The sequence below is a fragment of the Micromonospora sp. NPDC047465 genome (genome assembly GCF_040643125.1).
In the GTDB taxonomy this organism is placed as follows: Bacteria; Actinomycetota; Actinomycetes; order Mycobacteriales; family Micromonosporaceae; genus Micromonospora.
The window spans coordinates 119,858-136,968 of the sequence record NZ_JBEYTP010000015.1 but is presented as its reverse complement, the minus strand read 5'-3'; the positions used below and the strand labels follow the sequence as shown (position 1 = coordinate 136,968).

General features: G+C 74.3%; 20 protein-coding genes and 1 pseudogene. 14 read left to right on the top strand and 7 right to left on the bottom strand.

What is annotated here, in order from left to right:
* Positions 1–68: 68 nt before the first annotated feature.
* Positions 69–917 carry a polysaccharide deacetylase family protein gene (locus ABZ793_RS16440; protein ID WP_357457605.1) on the bottom strand — a complete coding sequence of 283 codons (849 nt, stop codon included), beginning with the start codon at positions 915–917 and terminating at the stop codon, positions 69–71.
* A gap of 166 nt (positions 918–1,083) precedes the next feature.
* A complete protein-coding gene (locus ABZ793_RS16435; protein ID WP_357457563.1) occupies positions 1,084–1,803 on the bottom strand; it encodes a response regulator transcription factor in 720 nt (239 codons plus the stop codon).
* A gap of 244 nt (positions 1,804–2,047) precedes the next feature.
* On the opposite strand from ABZ793_RS16435, the gene ABZ793_RS16430 reads away from it, so the two are divergent.
* The 6 genes from ABZ793_RS16430 to ABZ793_RS16405 all read left to right on the top strand — a co-directional run bounded on the left by ABZ793_RS16430 (position 2,048) and on the right by ABZ793_RS16405 (position 6,526).
* The gene (locus ABZ793_RS16430) at positions 2,048–3,109 is read left to right on the top strand and encodes a hypothetical protein (protein ID WP_357457561.1); all 1,062 of its coding nucleotides are present in this window, start codon (positions 2,048–2,050) and stop codon (positions 3,107–3,109) included.
* An 82-nt stretch (positions 3,110–3,191) separates the two neighbouring features.
* Positions 3,192–3,980: a DUF2993 domain-containing protein gene (locus ABZ793_RS16425; protein WP_357457559.1), complete on the top strand. Its 789-nt coding sequence runs from the start codon at positions 3,192–3,194 to the stop codon at positions 3,978–3,980.
* A 136-nt stretch (positions 3,981–4,116) separates the two neighbouring features.
* On the top strand, positions 4,117–4,194 hold the full coding sequence (locus ABZ793_RS16420) for an Ms5788A family Cys-rich leader peptide (protein ID WP_311202345.1): 78 nt from the start codon (positions 4,117–4,119) through the stop codon (positions 4,192–4,194).
* A 208-nt stretch (positions 4,195–4,402) separates the two neighbouring features.
* A complete protein-coding gene (locus tag ABZ793_RS16415) occupies positions 4,403–5,251 on the top strand; it encodes a sulfurtransferase (protein WP_357457557.1) in 849 nt (282 codons plus the stop codon).
* Positions 5,252–5,254: 3 nt separating this feature from the next.
* Entirely contained in the window at positions 5,255–5,578 is a 324-nt protein-coding gene (locus ABZ793_RS16410) for a DUF1416 domain-containing protein (RefSeq protein WP_350684595.1), read from the top strand.
* A 93-nt stretch (positions 5,579–5,671) separates the two neighbouring features.
* The gene (locus ABZ793_RS16405) at positions 5,672–6,526 is read left to right on the top strand and encodes a hypothetical protein (protein WP_357457555.1); all 855 of its coding nucleotides are present in this window, start codon (positions 5,672–5,674) and stop codon (positions 6,524–6,526) included.
* A 9-nt stretch (positions 6,527–6,535) separates the two neighbouring features.
* On the opposite strand, the pseudogene ABZ793_RS16400 reads toward ABZ793_RS16405, so the two are convergent.
* The 3 genes and pseudogenes from ABZ793_RS16400 to ABZ793_RS16390 all read right to left on the bottom strand — a co-directional run bounded on the left by ABZ793_RS16400 (position 6,536) and on the right by ABZ793_RS16390 (position 9,398).
* Positions 6,536–8,592: pseudogene (locus tag ABZ793_RS16400) on the bottom strand (glycogen debranching N-terminal domain-containing protein).
* Complete coding sequence (locus tag ABZ793_RS16395; RefSeq protein ID WP_357457553.1) at positions 8,589–8,969, bottom strand: SCP2 sterol-binding domain-containing protein; 381 nt, start codon at positions 8,967–8,969, stop codon at positions 8,589–8,591. The pseudogene ABZ793_RS16400 and the gene ABZ793_RS16395 overlap by 4 nt, the downstream one beginning before the upstream one ends.
* A gap of 54 nt (positions 8,970–9,023) precedes the next feature.
* Positions 9,024–9,398, bottom strand: a complete 375-nt coding sequence (locus ABZ793_RS16390) for a DsrE family protein (protein ID WP_357457551.1) — start codon at positions 9,396–9,398, stop codon at positions 9,024–9,026.
* A 12-nt stretch (positions 9,399–9,410) separates the two neighbouring features.
* On the opposite strand from ABZ793_RS16390, the gene mtfM reads away from it, so the two are divergent.
* On the top strand, positions 9,411–9,515 hold the full coding sequence (gene mtfM, locus ABZ793_RS16385; protein ID WP_267897534.1) for a small membrane protein MtfM: 105 nt from the start codon (positions 9,411–9,413) through the stop codon (positions 9,513–9,515).
* 64 nt (positions 9,516–9,579) lie between these two features.
* Complete coding sequence (locus tag ABZ793_RS16380; protein WP_350706942.1) at positions 9,580–10,173, top strand: FABP family protein; 594 nt, start codon at positions 9,580–9,582, stop codon at positions 10,171–10,173.
* A 27-nt stretch (positions 10,174–10,200) separates the two neighbouring features.
* On the opposite strand, the gene ABZ793_RS16375 is transcribed toward ABZ793_RS16380, so the two are convergent.
* Positions 10,201–11,049, bottom strand: coding sequence for an aminotransferase class IV (locus tag ABZ793_RS16375; protein WP_357457548.1), 849 nt, complete (start codon positions 11,047–11,049; stop codon positions 10,201–10,203).
* Positions 11,050–11,192: 143 nt separating this feature from the next.
* Between ABZ793_RS16375 and ABZ793_RS16370 the strand changes: the two genes are divergently transcribed.
* The 4 genes from ABZ793_RS16370 (at position 11,193) to ABZ793_RS16355 (ending at position 14,719) form a co-directional block, all read left to right on the top strand.
* Positions 11,193–11,621: a Fur family transcriptional regulator gene (locus ABZ793_RS16370; protein ID WP_350706946.1), complete on the top strand. Its 429-nt coding sequence runs from the start codon at positions 11,193–11,195 to the stop codon at positions 11,619–11,621.
* Positions 11,618–12,730 carry a folate-binding protein gene (locus ABZ793_RS16365; RefSeq protein WP_357457546.1) on the top strand — a complete coding sequence of 371 codons (1,113 nt, stop codon included), beginning with the start codon at positions 11,618–11,620 and terminating at the stop codon, positions 12,728–12,730. Before ABZ793_RS16370 ends, ABZ793_RS16365 begins: the two co-directional genes overlap by 4 nt.
* Before the next feature lie 92 nt (positions 12,731–12,822).
* Complete coding sequence (locus ABZ793_RS16360; RefSeq protein ID WP_357457544.1) at positions 12,823–13,665, top strand: 3-keto-5-aminohexanoate cleavage protein; 843 nt, start codon at positions 12,823–12,825, stop codon at positions 13,663–13,665.
* 94 nt (positions 13,666–13,759) lie between these two features.
* On the top strand, positions 13,760–14,719 hold the full coding sequence (locus tag ABZ793_RS16355) for an asparaginase (RefSeq protein WP_357457542.1): 960 nt from the start codon (positions 13,760–13,762) through the stop codon (positions 14,717–14,719).
* Between the two features lie 84 nt (positions 14,720–14,803).
* Here ABZ793_RS16355 and ABZ793_RS16350 read toward each other — a convergent pair whose 3' ends face one another.
* Positions 14,804–15,601: an alpha/beta hydrolase gene (locus ABZ793_RS16350; protein ID WP_357457540.1), complete on the bottom strand. Its 798-nt coding sequence runs from the start codon at positions 15,599–15,601 to the stop codon at positions 14,804–14,806.
* Between the two features lie 113 nt (positions 15,602–15,714).
* Between ABZ793_RS16350 and ABZ793_RS16345 the strand changes: the two genes are divergently transcribed.
* Positions 15,715–16,320: a helix-turn-helix transcriptional regulator gene (locus tag ABZ793_RS16345; protein WP_357457538.1), complete on the top strand. Its 606-nt coding sequence runs from the start codon at positions 15,715–15,717 to the stop codon at positions 16,318–16,320.
* Complete coding sequence (locus ABZ793_RS16340; RefSeq protein WP_357457536.1) at positions 16,317–17,069, top strand: hypothetical protein; 753 nt, start codon at positions 16,317–16,319, stop codon at positions 17,067–17,069. Before ABZ793_RS16345 ends, ABZ793_RS16340 begins: the two co-directional genes overlap by 4 nt.
* Positions 17,070–17,111: the final 42 nt, after the last annotated feature.

Below are 17,111 nucleotides of genomic sequence, written 5' to 3'. Positions count from 1 at the left end.
CCGGGTGGTGTAGCGGGGGTCACGTCGGCGGGCCGGGCGGGCGACCATGCCGGGCGGTTCGCCGCGCCTCACGTCGCGCCGTTGGGCAGCGCCGCCACCTTGAACCGGCTGGTCAGGGCCGGCAGGATCTCGTACAGGGCGTCCACTGTGCCCTGCCGGTCGCCGCCGGCGTCGTGCAGCAGCACGACCGAGCCGGGTTCGACGTTGGTGAGGACCATCCCGGCGATCCGGTCGGCCCCCGGCGTCTCCCAGTCCGCCGGGTCGACCGTCCAGTGCAGCGGGGTCATCCCGAGTTCCCGGGCCACGGACACCACCGAGCCGGTCCAGGCGCCGCCGGGTTGGCGGTAGTACGCGATCGGGGCGTTCGGCACCGCCGCCCGGATCGCCTCGCTGGTGCGCAGCAGGTCCGCCCGGATGGTCTCCGGCGACTGCTGGCCGAGGGTGACGTCGTGGTTCCAGCTGTGGTTGCACAGGGTGTGCCCGTCGGCCACGATCGCCCGGACCAGGTCGGGGTGACTCTGCGCGTTCTCGCCCACCACGCAGAAGGTGGCCCGGACGTGGTGCTCACGGAGCAGGGCGAGCACCTGCGGGGTGTACTGCGGGTCCGGCCCGTCGTCGAAGGTCAGCGCGACCTGCGAGGTGCCGCTGGTGGTCTGCGTTCCGTACGGCCCGTCGGTCTTGGTCGGGGTGCCGCTCGGGCTGGCGCCGCCGTCCTGCCCGGCCACCGCGGGCCCGGTGCTCCGGTCGTCGCCGGGCGTGGGCCGGTCGGGGTCGTCCGTCGGCGGCTGGTCGGCGTAGTGCTGGCCGCTGGTCGTCACGTCGGAGGCGGGCCGGTCGGGGACCAGGCTGCGGCCGAGCGCGTACGCGGTGCCGAGCAGGGCGGTCACGATCAGCACGACTATGCCGACCGCACGCATGGCGGAGGGGTCCCGGATCGTCGTGCCCGTCCGTGCCGGATCGTTGCCCCCGTGGTCGATGCGCACGCCGCCGCCCCCCTTTACTAGCAAACCCGGCAGTCAGACTAAAACCGACGAGCTGCGCAAAACGGGCGTACGCGAATAGTTCCCCGAAAGGGAAGAGGGCTCAGACGGGCAGCGGGGAGTGCTCCGACTCCGGCAGCGACCGGGACGGCGGCACGACGAACTTGTAGCCCACCTGCCGCACCGTGCCGATCATCGACTCGTACTCGGAGCCGAGCTTCGCCCGCAGCCGCCGGACGTGCACGTCGACCGTGCGGGTTCCGCCGAAGTAGTCGTAGCCCCAGACCTCCCGCAGGAGCTGGTCCCGGGTGAACACCCGGCCGGGGTGCTGCGCCAGGAACTTCAGCAGCTCGAACTCCTTGTAGGTCAGGTCGAGCGGCCGGCCCTTCAGCTTCGCGGCGTACGTGTCCGGGTCGATGGTGAGCTCGCCGGCGCGGATCGAGCCGCCGGCGCCGGACGTCGCGTTGCTCAGCCGGCCGACCGCCAGCCGCAGCCGGGCCTCCACCTCCGCCGGGCCCGCCGAGGCGAGGATGACGTCGTCGACGCCCCAGTCCGCGTTGAGCGCGATCAGCCCGGCCTCGGTTACCACCGCGACCAGCGGCACGCCGAGCCCGGTGGCGTGCAGCATCCGACAGGTGGCCCGGGCCTCGCTCAGCTCGGAACGGGCGTCGACCAGGACCGCGTCCGGACTGGGGCCGGCCACCAGGGTGCGGACGTCGCGCGGCGCGGTGCGGACCGAGTGCGGCAGCAGGTCGAGTGCCGGCAGCACAGCGGATGCTTCGCCGGCGCGTGCGGTCACCAGCAGCAGGATCTCCACGATCACCTCCGTCCCGGCGGCCGTCGGCCGCGCGCGACCAGCGCTTTCCGCAGGGGGTGTGGCGCTGATGAACTTGCGTGGGTCCCGGCGTCGCTGACGGGCGGGTAGCGGCTTGAGCGTAACCGATGGCCCCGGCGTCACCTTCGCGTCCTTTCCCGTTTGCCCGGCTTGCCCATGATCGCGCCTCAGGTTTTAACGTTGCCGAAACCGCGACCTCCGCGCCGGCCGGCCGGTCTGGCACGATCGGGGCGTGTTTCCCTCCAGCTCGCCCGAGACCGGCCGCGACCCGTGGTCCGACGGGCCCCGCCCGGGGCCGTCGGCACCGTCCCGTGGCCAGCCGCCAGCGCCGCGCACCGGGCCGGCCCCAGACGACGACGGCGCCCGCCGCGAGCGTGGCGGGCCGCGTCGGGCCCGTCGTGGTGGCGAGCCGCCGCGCCGGCCCGACGACGAGGCGGACGCCGAGCCGGACGAGGAGATGGTCGAGCCGGTCGAGGTGCGCCGCCCGCTCGCGCTGGCCGTCGCCGGGTTCGCGGTCCTGCTCGGCATCGGCCTGGTGCTCGGGGCGCAGACCTCCGGCCCGGGCCACCGGCTGCCGTTCGCGGGCATCGTCCTCGGCGTGCAACTGCTCTTCGTGCTGGCCTGGACGATGGCCATGCGGCCGCCGGCGCTGCTGCTGGTCGCCCTGGTCAGCGTGGCCGCCGCGGTCGCGGCCGACGCCGCCGCCGTGCAGACGGACGTCGCCGGACTGGCGCCGCTGGGCTACGTCGCGGCGGGCGCCTTCCTCCTCGGGGTGCTCGGCCAACTCGTCCGGCGGGTCGACCGCGTGCGGGTGACCGACTCCTTGGGCGGCACCCTGCTGATCGTGGTGGGCGTCGTCGCCTTCGCCACCCTGATCACGCTCAGCCGGATCCCGGCCGGCACCCAGGCCATCACCGTCTGCCTCACCGCCAGCGGGGTCGCGCTCACCGTCGCCCGGCTCACCGACGCGGTGGCGCCCTGGCCACGGCTGGCGCCGCAGGTCCCCCGGGGCGCGGCCGGCGTGGTCGGCGGCGCCATGGTCGGCACGCTGGTCAGCGCCGCCCTCGGCAGTTACCTGGTGGCACCCTTCACCCCGACCAGGGCCGCGATCATCGGGCTGGTCGCGGCCGTCGCCGCCGTGCTGGCCGACCTCGCCGTGGGGTACGCGGAGGCGGGCCGGCTGATGGCGGGGGAGCCGCCGACCATGTGGGTGGCCCGGCACATGCAGGGGCCGCTCGGCGGCTTCGCCCTCGCCGCGCCGGCCGCGTACGCCATGTGCAAGCTGGTCCTCTGACGCGCGGTTGAGGATTTCCCCGTCCGGGTAACCATCGAGAGGCCGCTACGCGGCACCCCGGGCACTCACGACAGGAGGCGGCGTGGCGCAGGATCACACGTACGAGGAGCGGCCCCGTCGACGCGGGCGCAAGGTGCTCGTCACCCTCGTCGTCCTGCTCCTGGTCCTCGGCGGCCTGCTCGTCGTGGCCGACCGGGTCGCGGCCGGGGTGGCCGAGCGCGCCATCGCCGACCAGATCCGGCAGGAGGTCGCCAAGCAGGGGGCGCAGTCCTCGGCGCCGGAGGTCGAGGTCGGCGGCTTCCCGTTCCTCACCCAGGTGCTCGACGGCCGGTACGAGCGCATCTCCATCGGGCTGCGCGACGTGCAGGGCCCGGTGCAGGGTGACGTGGTCGCGCTGCCGAAGCTCGACGTGGACGCCCGCAACGTCCGCGCGTCGCTGGACACGATCCGCTCCGGGCAGGGTGACGTGGTCGCCGAGACGGTCGACGGCACCGGCACCATCAGCTACGACAGCCTCGCCAAGCTGCTCGACCGGCCCGGGCTGACCCTCGGCGAGCAGGGCGGCCGGCTCGCCGTCACCGCCCCGGTCGACATCCTCGGTCAGCGGCTCACCGTGACCGGCACCGCCGACATCACCGTCGGCAAGGAGGGGCAGGTGGCGCTGCGCTTCAACGACCTGAACGCCGAGGGGCTGCCGAACGTGCCGCTGGCCCGGACGATGCTCAGCAACTACGCCAAGAGCATCTCCGTCGACGTGCCCCTGCCCGAGCTGCCGTTCCAGCTCGCCGTCCGGGAGGTCCGGCCGCTGCCCGAGGGGCTGGCGGTGACCGCGGACGCGAAGAACGTGCCGATCAACTCCGCCGTCGGCTGAGCCGCCGGCGGTCCGCCCGCCGGCGCGAGCGCGGGGGCGACGCGACCGGGGGTGACGGTCCGGTGGCGCGGTGGCGCGTCCCGGATGCTGGTCGGTCCGGTGGCGTCATCGGGCGTGGCTGGTAGGCTCCCTGCTCATGGGGACGCTCCTCACCAAACGGCGCGCGGTCGACCTGTGCCGCGTGGCCACCTGCCTGTGTCGCCCCGTCATCTGACGGCGGGGCTGTCCTCGGCTGCCTGACGCAGCCAGTGGCACTCAGGGTCCGCGTACCCCCGGTGCTCTCCCACCGAACGCCCGGCAGCGGCGCCGTCGCACGAACCGTGATCCGTTTCCTCACTATGGGTCCCGCGCGTGGTGCGACAGTTGTGTTCATCGATCTCCGCGCGCTGGCTCACCATCCATCCTCACCAGGGAGTGATCTGATGAGTCGCGACACCGCACTCGTCTCGGCCGAGTGGGCCGAGAAGAACATCGACGCCCCGGGCGTCGTCTTCGTCGAGGTCGACGAGGACACCTCGGCCTACGACACCGGCCACATCGCCGGCGCGATCAAGCTGGACTGGAAGACCGACCTGCAGGACCAGGTGCGCCGGGACTTCGTCAACAAGAGCCAGTTCGAGGCCCTGCTCTCCGAGCGCGGCATCGGCAACGACGACACCGTCATCCTCTACGGCGGCAACAACAACTGGTTCGCCGCGTACGCCTACTGGTACTTCAAGCTCTACGGCCACCGCGACGTGAAGCTGCTCGACGGCGGCCGCAAGAAGTGGGAGCTGGACGCCCGCCCGCTGGTGACCGACGCGGTGACCCGCCCGGCGACGCAGTACGTGGCGCAGGAGCCGGACACCTCCATCCGGGCCTTCCGCGACGAGGTCGTGGCCGCGATCGGCACCAAGAACCTGGTCGACGTGCGCAGCCCCGACGAGTTCGCGGGCCGGCTGCTCGCCCCCGCCCACCTGCCGCAGGAGCAGGCGCAGCGGGCCGGGCACATCCCGACCGCGATCAGCGTGCCGTGGTCGAAGGCGGCCAACGAGGACGGCACCTTCAAGTCCGACGACGAGCTGCGCAGGATCTACGCCGACGCCGGGCTGGACGACAGCAGGGAGACCATCGCGTACTGCCGGATCGGCGAGCGCTCCTCGCACAGCTGGTTCGTGCTCCAGGAGCTGCTCGGGCACCGCAACGTGAAGAACTACGACGGATCCTGGACCGAGTACGGCTCGCTGGTCGGCGTGCCGGTCGCGCTCGGCGACGAGCCCGGGGAGGCCTGAGCCATGACCGCACCCACCGCTGCCGGCTGCGCCGCTCCCGACCAGGCCGCCCCGCTGCCCGCGAGCCTCGACCTGGAGAAGGAGACCGTGATCACCGGCGTCGTCCGGTCCGACGCGGGCGAGGCCGTGCCGGGCGCGTACGTCCGGCTGCTCGACTCGACCGGTGAGTTCACCGCCGAGGTGGTGACCTCGCCGGCCGGCCAGTTCCGGTTCTTCGCCGCGCCGGGCACCTGGACCCTGCGGGCGCTCTCCCGGCACGGCAACGGCGACACCGCCGTGACCGCCGGCCGGGGCATCAACGAGGTCGCCGTCACCGTCGCCTCCTGACCCACGCTCTGATCGGCCCGTGGCCCGCCCCTCGCCGAGGGGCGGGCCACGACCGTCTCCGGGCGCGTTCCACCGGCGTGACACGATGGCGTCGTGAACGGTGTCGTAGCGGCGGGGCAGGCCCCGCCCACCGGTCCCGACCGGCCGGCGTCCCGGCGGTGGCTGCCCTGGCTGTTCGCCGCCACCGTGGCCTGGGCGGTGCTGCTGACGGTGCTCACCTGGACGTCGGTGCGGGACGACCCGCCGACCGTCCGGGAGCAGCGCAGTCTGGCCGAGGCCGGCCCGGTCGTCGACCGCGCGGTCGGCGAGTTGGTCGCGGCGGCCGGCGACACCGCCGTGCTGACCCCGCCCGAGATCGAGCGGGGCTGCCGGGTCACCCCGTTCGCCGACGGCGCCGTCCTGACCCGCGGGGTGGACGTGTTCGTCCCCGTCGGCCTGGAGCGGGCACTGCTGGAGCGGGTCGCGGAGCGGCTCCCGGGGCACTGGCGGGCCGGGGTCCGGGTGACCTCGGATGACGGCCCGCGGCTGCGCGCCGACGCGGGCGAGTTCGTCACCGTCGAGGGCACGGTCGTCGGGGACGGCCGGGTCCGGCTGACCGCCGACACGGGCTGCCGGCCGGTCGGCGACGGCTACGCCGCGCCGGCGACCGGCGCCACCGGCGCGGAGACCGAGGCCCTGGCGGCGGCGCTGCGGGCCCTCGGCGGCCCGGCCGGAGCCGCCCCCGAGGTGGTCGTCGCGCCCTGCCCCGCCGGCGGCGCCGCCCGCACCGCCCGCGCCGACGTCGTCCCGGCCCCGCCGTCCCCGGCCGCCGCGCTCGCCCCCGTCGCCCGTGTCCCGCTGCTGAACACCCCCCAGGCGTACGCCTACCGGCGCGGCGGCGTCATGGTCATCGCCGGTCTCTCGGGTGACCGGGTCACCCTCTCCGCCACCACCGGCTGTCCGGCCTGAGGCCGGCGGTCAGTGGCCGGGGGCGTGGTCGTGCGGGGTGCGGCTGCGCCCGAGCGCGTCGACGTGACCCCAGCGGCCGGGGATGTCGAGCAGCTCGACCCGCCCCATCCCCTCGGGCACGGCGGGATCGATGATCAGGTGCTCGCCCTGCGGCTCCAGCCCCAGCATCACCCGTAGCAGCAGCAGCGGGGTGCCCGCCGACCAGGCCTGCGGGCTGCACGCGGTCGGGTACTCCACCGGGTACTCGGTGAGGCTCCGCTCGTAGCCGGCGAAGGCCTCCGGCAGCCGCCCCCCGAAGAACCGGGACGCGGCAAGCATCGCCTCGCAGATCTGGCTGGCCTCCCGGCGGAACCCGTACCGCCACAGGCCCCAGGCGATGATCGAGTTGTCGAACGGCCACACCGTCCCCACGTGGTAGCCGACCGGGTTGTACCGCCCCTCGTCGTCGGCGAGGGTCCGTACGCCCCAGCCGGAGAAGAGCCGCGGACCCAGCAGGTGCTCGGCGACCCGGCCGGCCCGCGACTCGTCCACGATGCCGCTCCACAGCAGGTGCCCCATGTTGGAGCTGAGCGCGTCCACGTGCCGGCCGTCGGCGTCGAGGGCGAGCGCGTAGAACTCCCGCTCCGGGATCCAGAAGTCCCGGTTGAACCGCATCTTCAGCTCGGCCGCCTCCCGCTCCAACCGGTCGGCGTACGCGGGGTCGCCCCAGAACGTCCGGGCCAGCCGCGCGCCGCGGATCTTCGCGTCGTACGCGTACCCCTGGAGTTCGCAGGTGGCGCGGGGGAAGCCGGGCAGCCGGCCGTCGTGGTAGGAGATCGAGTCCCAGGAGTCCTTCCAGCACTGGTTCTGCAGCCCCGTCTGCGGGTTGCGCGTCTGGTACCACAGGTATCCGGTCCCGAGCAGGTCGCCGTACGTGTCGATCCAGGCGAGCGCGGCGCGGGTCTGGGCCTCCAGATGCCGCACCAGCCCGGCGTCACCGGTCCACCGCTCGTACTCGTCGAGCAGGATCACGAACAGCGGCGTGGAGTCCGCCGACCCGTAGTACGGCGAGTGGGGCTGCTCCTCGAAACCCGCCGTCTCGCCGTAGCGCAGCTCGTGCAGGACCTTGCCCGGCTCCTCGTCCCGGAAGTCGTCGATCCGGTGACCCTGGAGGCCGGCCAGCATCAAGATCGTCGCCGGGATCAGCTCCGGCAGGAAGGGCACCACCTGGAGCGAGGTGATGATGCTGTCCCGACCGAACAGGGTCATGAACCACGGGAGCCCGGCGGCCATCAGCCGCACGCCGAGGGTGATCGACTCGTAGCGCAGCGCCGCCAGGTCGGCCACGCTCTGCCGGTACGCCCCGGCCAGCGGCTGGCAGTCGCAGCCGAGCTTCGGCGCCCGGGCGATCAGCTCGTCGTGCTCGGCCCGGATCGCTTCCGAGGTGCGACTGCCGCCGTACAGCGGCAGGTTGGCCCGGATGTCCTCGCCGCGTGCCCCGTAGATGACGGTGGCCACCTTCAGCCGGGTGCGCCACTCGCCGTGTGGGCCGAGGCGGATCCGGAAGGTCATGCCGGACACCTCGACGTGCGCGGGCGCGCTGGAGCTGATCACCGTCTCGCGGTGGAAGTTCTCCCGGCGGTAGGTGAGGCGCAGCTCGCCGTCGCCGACGGTGGCGGTGCTGTGGCCGTGCTTCTGCCGGACGTGCTTGATCTCGAACAGGTCCGCGAAGTCGGCGCCCATGTCCAACCGGACGGCGAACTCCGTCTCCTTCCCGGCGTGGTTGAGCAGCGTCAGTTCCTCCTCGAAGCTGTCGCCGATGGACCGGCGCCGGATCACCGACACCTTCGCGTCCAGGTAGTGGGTCGGCTCACCGGGACGAGGAAGAAGCGGGTGCGGAAGGACTCCGCGTCGTCGACGCTGAGCGCGTGCAGCCGCTCGCCGTCGAGGGTCAGCACCCAGGTGGAGAGGAACCGGGTGTCGAAGGAGAAGAGCCCCGTCGGGAAGTCGAGGGACGGCTCGATGTCGCCGTGCCGGTCGCTGACCAGGAAGGTGTTGCCGTCCAGGATGCTGACCGACTCCCTCACCGCAGCCGTCCGGCCTGCTCGCGGGCGACCTCGCGGGGATCCCGGGTGCCGGGCGGGTCGGGGAAGAATCGGCGGAACACCAGGAAGAGCACGACCTCGCCGCTGAAGCTGCTCTCGTTGCGCAGCACGCTCGAGATCGCCTGGGCCCGGCCGGTGACGAGCCGGTCGAACAATTCCTCGCTCGTGTACCAGATCGCGTCGGCCGGCCCCCGGTTGCGGCTGACGTCGATCGCGCCCGGCTGAAGCCGGACCAGCCAGTGCGCCGTCTGGTTGCCCCGGGCGAGGTCGATCTGCATCGTCCCGCTGACCGGACTGCGCAGCACCTGCGGGGCGCGCGCCGGCAGTGATTCGAAGAACCGCTCCGTCGCCTCGGTCACATTCCGAATCGTAGGCACCGGCTCCACCCGTCGGGCCGGTATCGAGGGCGAGGGTCAGTAGACCAGCGCCTGCGCCCCCTCGGCCATCGCCTCCTCGACGAAGACCGCCGCGCCGGCGATGCGGACGCCCGGCAGCACGTCGTCCGGGCCGATGTCCCGACGGGCGGCGCACTGGGTGCAGGCGGTCACCGTGCCGGTCGTGAGGATCACGTGCAGCAGCTCGGCCAGCGGGGCCGAGTGCGGCAGCTCGAATTCCTGCGCCCGGCCCGGCAGCGCGAACCAGGTCGACTCCCCGGTCAACCAGAGCGACACGTGCACGCCGGCGGCGGCCGCGGTGGCGGCGACGGTGAAGGCCTGGGCGCACCGCTCGGGGGTGTCCGCGCCGGCGGTGGCCTTGACGACGAGAGTGCGGGCCATGGGGCCCAGCATAGGATGGTCGCGATGGTTACCGAGATCGGGTTCGTCAGCCTGCTGGTCGCCGGCCTGGGCGCGCTCGCCGGTGGCCTGGTCTACCTTGCTGTACGCATATCGAGAGGACGTTGGTGAGCGCGAGGAGTGAGCCGGTTTTGCGAGCCCCGCAGTCGCGAACGAGGAGAGGCGGAGTGAACCGGTGAGCGACGAGAACCCCCTGCAGCCGCCGCCGTGGCTGAACGCGCCGCCGGTCGACCCGTACCCCTACGAGGAGAGCCACGACCTGCGGGTCGGACCGAAGCTGCACCCGTCGCTGGACGGCCTGCTGCCGTACGTCGGGGTGTGGCGCGGCCGTGGCCGGGGCGGCTTCCCCACGATCGAGGACTTCGACTACGCCCAGGAGATCCGGATCAGCCACGACGGCCGGCCGTTCCTGTTCTACGAGTCGCGCGCCTGGATCCTGGACGAGCAGAGCCGGCCGGTCCGCCCGGCGGGCCGTGAGGTCGGCTGGTGGCGGCCGGTGATGGACGGCGAGCGGGTCACCGACGAGCTGGAAGCGCTGATGACCACGCCGACCGGGGTCATGGAGCTGCACATCGGCAAGCGCAAGGGCACCCAGCTCGAGTTCGTGACCGACGCGGTGGTCCGGACGGCGACCGCCAAGGAGGTCACCGCCGGTCACCGCCTCTTCGGCATCGTCGAGGGCGCGCTGCTCTACGCCCAGGAGATGGCCGCCGTCGGCCACGGCCTCTCGCCGCACCTCTCCGCCCGCCTCACCCGCGTGGCCGGCTGACCCGCCCGACCCGTTCCCCCTCCCCGGTCAGGGGAGGGGGAAGCCCAGCAGGGCCTGGAGGGTCGGCGTGTGCGGGGAGCGGCGCAGCGGGACGGCGTCCAGGGTGCGGACCTCCGCCAGGCCACGGACGGACGAGGTGAGCCAGACGCCGTCGGCGGAGTGCAGCTCGGCCGGGGTGACGAGGCGTTCGTCGGCGCGCAGGCCCAGTTCGTGGGCGTGGGCGAGGAGCCAGGCGGCGGTCACGCCCGGCAGCACGCCCGTCTCGGCGGCGGGCACGGTGCGGAGGGTGTCGCCGGCCAGCCAGACCAGGTTGGCGGTCGGGCCCTCCAGGGCGTACCCGTCGGAGGAGACCCAGAGCGCGTCGTCCACCCCGCTGCGGGCCGCCCAGCGGCGGGCGGCGGTGCTCACCGCGTACGACGTCGACTTGACCCCGGCGGGCAGCCAGTCGAGTGCGGCGCGGGCCCGCGCCGCGACGCCGAGCGGCAGGGTGGCGACGGTGATCCCGTCCCGGCGGGCCGCCCGGGTCGCCGCCGGCACCTCGCCCAGCGTGGCGTGGACGCTCGGCGGGCCGCCGCCCTCCGGGCCCCGGGTGCAGACCAGCCGCAGGGCGCCCTCGACCTCGGCCGGCCAGCCGGCGCTCACGGTCTCCAGCAGGCCGACCAGCACGTCGGTGGGGGGCAGGGGGAGCTCGACGGCCGTCGCCGCCCGGGCCAGCCGGGCCAGGTGGGCGTCGCGCAGCCACGGCCGCCCGCCCCGCAGGTGCATGGTCTCGAAGAGCCCGTCGCCGTGCAGCACGCCCCGGTCGTCGCCGCGCAGCACCGGCTCCCCGGGCGGCGCCAGCCCGCGCCCGGGCACGGCGATCCTCGACGCCACCATGACCGCCGAGCGTAGCGGCGGGCCTGCGCACCGCTGCCGCCCGGGGAGGCCGTCGCCCGCCCGACGCCGTCACCGGTGGCGCGGGAACTCGACGGGCCGTTCGACCCGGCGGCCGGGGCGGTCGGGCGAACTATGATCGGACGGTGTCCGAATCCTCCCTCGCGGAAATGCTCCGCGCCCGTGGGCTGCGGCTGACGGCGCAGCGGCAACTGGTCCTCCAGGCCGTGCTCGACCTGGGGCACGCCACCCCGGAGCAGGTGCACACGGCCGTCCGGGAGGTGGCCGCGGGGGTCAACATCACCACCATCTACCGCACGCTGGAGCTGCTGGAACGGCTCGGCCTGGTCACCCACACCCACCTCTCGCACGGCTCGCCGACCTACCACGCGGCCGGCGAGGACCAGCACGTCCACCTTGTCTGCCGGGAGTGCGGCGCGATCGACGAGATCGATCCGGAGCTGCTGCGCCCGCTGGCCGACCGGTTGGCGCAGCAGCGCGGGTTCCGGGTGGACATCGGCCACGTCTCCCTCTTCGGCGTCTGCGACCGCTGCGAGAACGGGGACCGGAAATGATCGACATCGCGGGCGCGGTGAGCGTCGAGAGCATCGACGAGGCCAGCCGGGACCAGCCCGAGCCGGCGCACGTGGCGGCCGGCGTCCGGGGGGTGGCCGCGCACTACGGCGACCCGATGCGCGAGCAGCGCACCCTCGAGACCGCGGTCGGTCTGGTCGACCGCTCGCACCGGGGCGTCGTCGCGGTGCCGGGCGAGGAGCGGATCGGCTGGCTGCACACCCTCACCACCCAGCACCTGGCGCAGCTCGCCGCCGGTCAGGGCACCGAGCTGCTGGTGCTCTCGCCGCACGGGCACGTCGAGCAGCACGCCATGGTGGCCGAGGACGGCGTCACCACCTGGCTCGACACCGAGCCGGGCGCCACCACCGGCCTGCTGTCCTACCTGGAGAAGATGCGGTTCTTCAGCCGGGTCGAGCCGCGCGACGCGACCGGCGAGCACGCGGTGCTCTCGCTGGTCGGGCCGGAGGCCCCCGCCGCGGTGGGGACGCTCGGCGTGACCGGGCTGGCCGCACCCGACGTGGTCGCGGTGCCCGGCCCGAAGTTCCGCTCCGGCGAGGTGCCGCCCCGGCCGACCGCGCTGTACGACGTCAGGCCGCTCCCGGTCGGCGGGTGGGCGCGACGCGGCCCGCTGGGCGTGGACCTGCTCGTGCCCCGGACCGCGATGGAACAGGTGGTCACCCAGCTACGCGGCAACGGGGTGCCGGTGGCCGGGCTGTGGGCGTACGAGGCGGTGCGGGTGGCCGCCCGGCGGGCCCGGGTCGGGGTGGACACCGACCACCGGACGATCCCGGCCGAGGTGGACCTGGTCGCCCCCGCCGTGCACCTCGACAAGGGCTGCTACCGGGGCCAGGAGACCGTGGCCCGGGTGCACAACATGGGCCGGCCGCCGCGTCGGCTCGTCCTGCTGCACCTGGACGGGGTCACCACCGACCAGCCGCCGGTCGCCGGGACGCCGGTGACCCTCGACGGCCGGGCGGTCGGCTTCGTCGGCACCGCCGTGCACCACCACGAGCTGGGTCAGGTCGCCCTGGCCGTGGTCAAGCGCAACGTCGCCGACGACGCCCGCCTGCTCGTCGGCGAGACCGCCGCCGCGATCGATCCGGCCTAGCGCTCCGGCGGCGAAAGAATCTCTCCTTTGCGGCGCCGAGGCCGGAAAAGTTCCGGTCGACTGGCTCCCTGCCCTCGGTCTAGGATCCGGGCATGACGACAGGGACGTTGATCACGGTTGCCCCCACCGGCGCGGAGTCGGCCAAGGCGGAGGTGCCGGCGCTGCCGGTGACGCTCGACGAGTTGCTGCTCACCGCGAAGGAGTGCGAGGCGCTCGGCGCCGCCGTGATCCACGTCCACATCCGCGACGACGAGGCGAAGCCGACCCTGGACCAGGGGCGGCTGCGGGAGACCGTGGCGGCGTTGCGGGAGAGCACCGACCTGATCGTGCAGCTCTCCTCCGGCGGCGCGGTGACCGACCCGGAGGCCGACCGGCTCGCCGTGCTCGACGCGGGGCCCGACATGGCCTCCTGCACGATGGGCACGCTCAACTTCGGCGACGACGTCTTCCTCAACCGTTGGGAGTTCATCGTCGACCTGCACACCCGGATGCAGGAGCGCGGCATCGTCCCGGAGTACGAGATCTTCGACCTCGGCCACCTGGCGGCCCTGCAGCGCCTGCTCGGCAAGTACGGCCTGCCGGCCGGCGGGCACGTGCACGTCGACTTCGTGATGGGCGTGCCGGGCGGCATGCCGGGCACCACCTCGACGCTGGTCGCCGCCCACCAGGCGCTGCGCGACCTGCCCGAGGGCACGACCTTCTCGGCCACCGGCATCGGCCGCAGCACCATTCCGGTCATGCTGGCGTCGCTCTCGGCCGGCGGGCACCTACGCGTCGGCATGGAGGACACGGTGACCTACGCCAAGGGCCGCCCGGTGGAGTCCAACATGCAGCTCGTCGCCCGGGCGGTCGGCTTCGCCCAACTCGCCCAGCGGCCGCCGCTGACCACCGCCGAGGCGCGCGGGCTGCTCGGCGTACCGGCCGCCGGGCGGTAAGCGGCGGGTCCGCCGGCACTCCTGTACGCCCGGACGTCGACTGCCTGGTCACCCGCCCGTCGGGGGTGGCCGGGCGGTCGGTACCGTCCACACCGTGGGAAAGACGTACGAGGGCGGCGTGCCGCTCGCCGAGGTGGTCCGGTCCGGGTTCGTCGAGGGCGTGCACCGGGGTTCGGTGGTGGTGCTCGACGCCGACGGCGCGCCGGTGGCCGGTGCCGGGGACGTGACCTCCCCGGTCTTCCCGCGCTCGTCCAACAAGCCGATGCAGGCGGTCGGGATGTTCCGCGCCGGGCTGTCGCTGGCCGACCCGGCGGACGTGGCGCTGGTCGCGGCCAGCCACGCCGGGGAGGACTTCCACCTGGCCCGGGTCGGCGCGCTGCTGGCCGGCGCGGGGCTGGACGAGTCGGCCCTGCACTGCCCGCCGGAACTGCCGGTGGGCGAGGACGCGCGGGCCGCCGTGCTGCGCGCCGGCGGCGGTCCCACCCGTACGCAGATGAACTGCTCCGGCAAGCACAGCGGGATGCTGCTGACCTGCCTGGCGGCCGGCTGGCCGCTCGACGGGTACTGGCGCCCGGAGCACCCGTTGCAGCAGCGGCTCCGCGGCGCGGTCGAGGAGTTCACCGGTGAGCGGGCGGCGGCGGTCGGGGTGGACGGCTGCGGCGCTCCCGTACTCGCGGTGTCGCTGACCGGCCTGGCCGGGGCGTACCTCCGGCTGGTCTCGGCGGAGCCCGGCTCCGTGCCCCGGACGGTGGCCGACGCGATGCGCGCCCACCCGGAGATCGTCGGCGGCACGCAGGCCGACGACACCCGGCTGATGCGCGGCGTCCCCGGGCTGCTCGCCAAGGTGGGCGCCGAGGGCGTCATCGCCGTCGCGGTGCCCGGGACCGGCGCGGTCGCCCTCAAGATCGACGACGGTGCGGGCCGGGCGCGGATGCCGGTGCTGGTCTCCGCCCTGCGCCGCCTCGGCCTGGACGCCCCGGTGCTGGCCGAGTACGCCGAGGTGCCCCTCTTCGGCGGCGGCCTCCCGGTCGGTGCCGTACGCCCCGTCTGGTAGCCGCCGCGGCGGTGCCCCGGCCGGCGACGCCGCGACGGTCAGCGCGCCGACGGCCCGGCGCCGGGCGCCGGGCCGGGTCGGGCGTCAGGGCAGGAAGTCGAGCAGGGCGGCGTTGACCGGGGCGGGACGCTCCAGCGGCAGCAGGTGGGCCGCGTCCGGCACGTCGGGCAGGCGGGTCGCGCCCGGTGCCTCGGCCGCGATCCGGTCGGCGAGCCGGTTGATGTCGGGCACGTCCGCGGCGCCGGCGGTGACCAGGACCGGCACCCGCAGCTCGCCGAGGCGCCCGATCGCGGGCGGGTCGAGTTCGGCGACGTCCACCGCGCTGAGGGCCTGCTCGGCGGCGAGCGCCCGCTGGTCCATCTCGACGGCGAACGCGACCAGTTCCGGGTCGACGTCCTCCGGGCGGCGTCCGGGGCCGACCACCCAGAACCGCACCTCACCGGCGGCGCTGGCGGCGAAGTCCTCCGGGTCGACCTCGCCCACCAGGGTGTCCCAGAGGCCGTTCGCCTCCTCGGACCACTCGTGTCCGGAGACGGCGCTGCCGAGCAGGGCGAGCGCGGTCACCCGGTCGGGGTGGGCCAGCGCGGTGTCGATGGCGACCGCGCCGCCGAACGAGCAGCCGACCAGGGCGGCCCGGGGGAGGTCGAGCGCGTCGAGCAGCCCCGCCACGTCGTCGTGGTGGGCGAACGGGGCGGGTGGCAGCTCCGAGTCGCCGTAGCCGCGCAGGTCCAGGGCGATCACCCGGTGCCGCTCGGCCAGCGGGCCGATCTGTCCCCGCCACATCCGGCGGTCCGCGATCCCCGCGTGCAGCAGGACGACGGGGGTGCCGCTGCCGGTGTCGTCGTACGCGAGCACCGCGCCGTTCACCTCGATCTTGGTCATCGCAGGAAGGTACGCAGGTGACGATCGGGCACGCAACTTGCATACGTGAGACCTCGCTAACTCTGGTTAGCACTTTGCTTGCAGGAGCTAGCAAGGCGGGCTACCGTCGGGGTATGGCCACTGGTAAAGACCTTCCCGACGTCGGCGGGTTCATTCGCGACCTGCGCCGCAACGCGAAGATCTCGCTCCGACAGCTCGCCGAGCAGGCGGGGGTCAGCAACCCGTACCTCAGTCAGATCGAGCGCGGCCTGCGCAAGCCGAGCGCGGAGGTGCTCCAGCAGCTCGCCAGCGCGCTGCGGGTCTCAACCCCGGCGATGTACCTGCGCGCCGGGCTGCTCGACGACAAGGAGGGCCAGGGCGTGCTCGCGGCCATCGCGGTCGACCCCGACCTGACGATGGCGCAGAAGCAGTCGCTCACCCAGATCTACGAGACGTTCCGGCGGGAGAACGCGCGGCTCGCCGAGGCGACCGCGGCGGCCGCCGGCGCCACGTCGGACGGTGCCGCCCCGGGCGCGCCCGAGGCCGCCGAGGCGCCGGACCTGGCCAACCTCGCCGCCACCGGACCCACCACGCCGGAGGGCACCCCGACCGAGGCCGTCCTCGAGTCGGTCGCCGTCACCGAGGCCGGCCCCGCCCCCGCTCCGACCGACACCCCCGCGAAGAAGGCCGCCCGCAGGGCGGTCCGGAAGGCCGCCGACGCGGCCGAAGAGGAGAAGTGATGACCCAGCCGAAGACCCACCGCATCCCGGCCCCGATCTACGCCGCCGCCGGCGCGGGCGAGCTGGCCCTCCAGCAGCTCCGCAAGCTTCCCGCCGTGGTGACCGAGGTCGTCGCCGACCTGGGCGGCAAGGCCGTCGTGACCGGCTTCGAGCTGCGGCAGAAGGCCAACGAGACGCTGCGCACGGCGAACCTGACCGCCAGCGGCCTGCGCGAGAAGGCCGCCTCGTCCGACCTCGACCTGAAGCGCCTCCGCGAGGCGGCCGACCTCGACAAGCTGCGTGAGGTCGCGGACCTCGACAAGCTCCGCGAGGTCGCCGACCTGGACAAGCTGCGCGAGGTGGCGACCCGCAACGCCGCCGTGGTGGTCGCCGGCGCCCAGGCCGCGCAGGAGCGGGCGCAGGCCGCGTACGTCGCGCTGGTCGCCCGGGGTGAGCGGGTCGTCGGCGCCGGCGTGCTGGAGGCCGCCGAGACCGTGAACGCCGACATCGAGGCCACCGAGGCCGAGGTCGAGCCGGCCGGGACCGCCGCGAAGCCGGCCGCGACGACGCCGGCCGCCCCGACCGCCGCCGAGGTGCCGACGCCGGCCGACGTGGCCGAGGTCGTGGAGGCCAAGCCGGCCGCCGCCAAGACTGCCGCCAAGAAGGCGACCCGGGCGCCCCGGGCCACCAAGGCCGCCGCCAAGCCGGCCGCCACGCCGTCGGCGAAGCTGCCCCGGGCCACCAAGCGGACCCGCCCGGCCGCCGAGTAGTCCCGCTGCGCCGGCGACCCCGGAGGCGTCCTGTCGGACGTT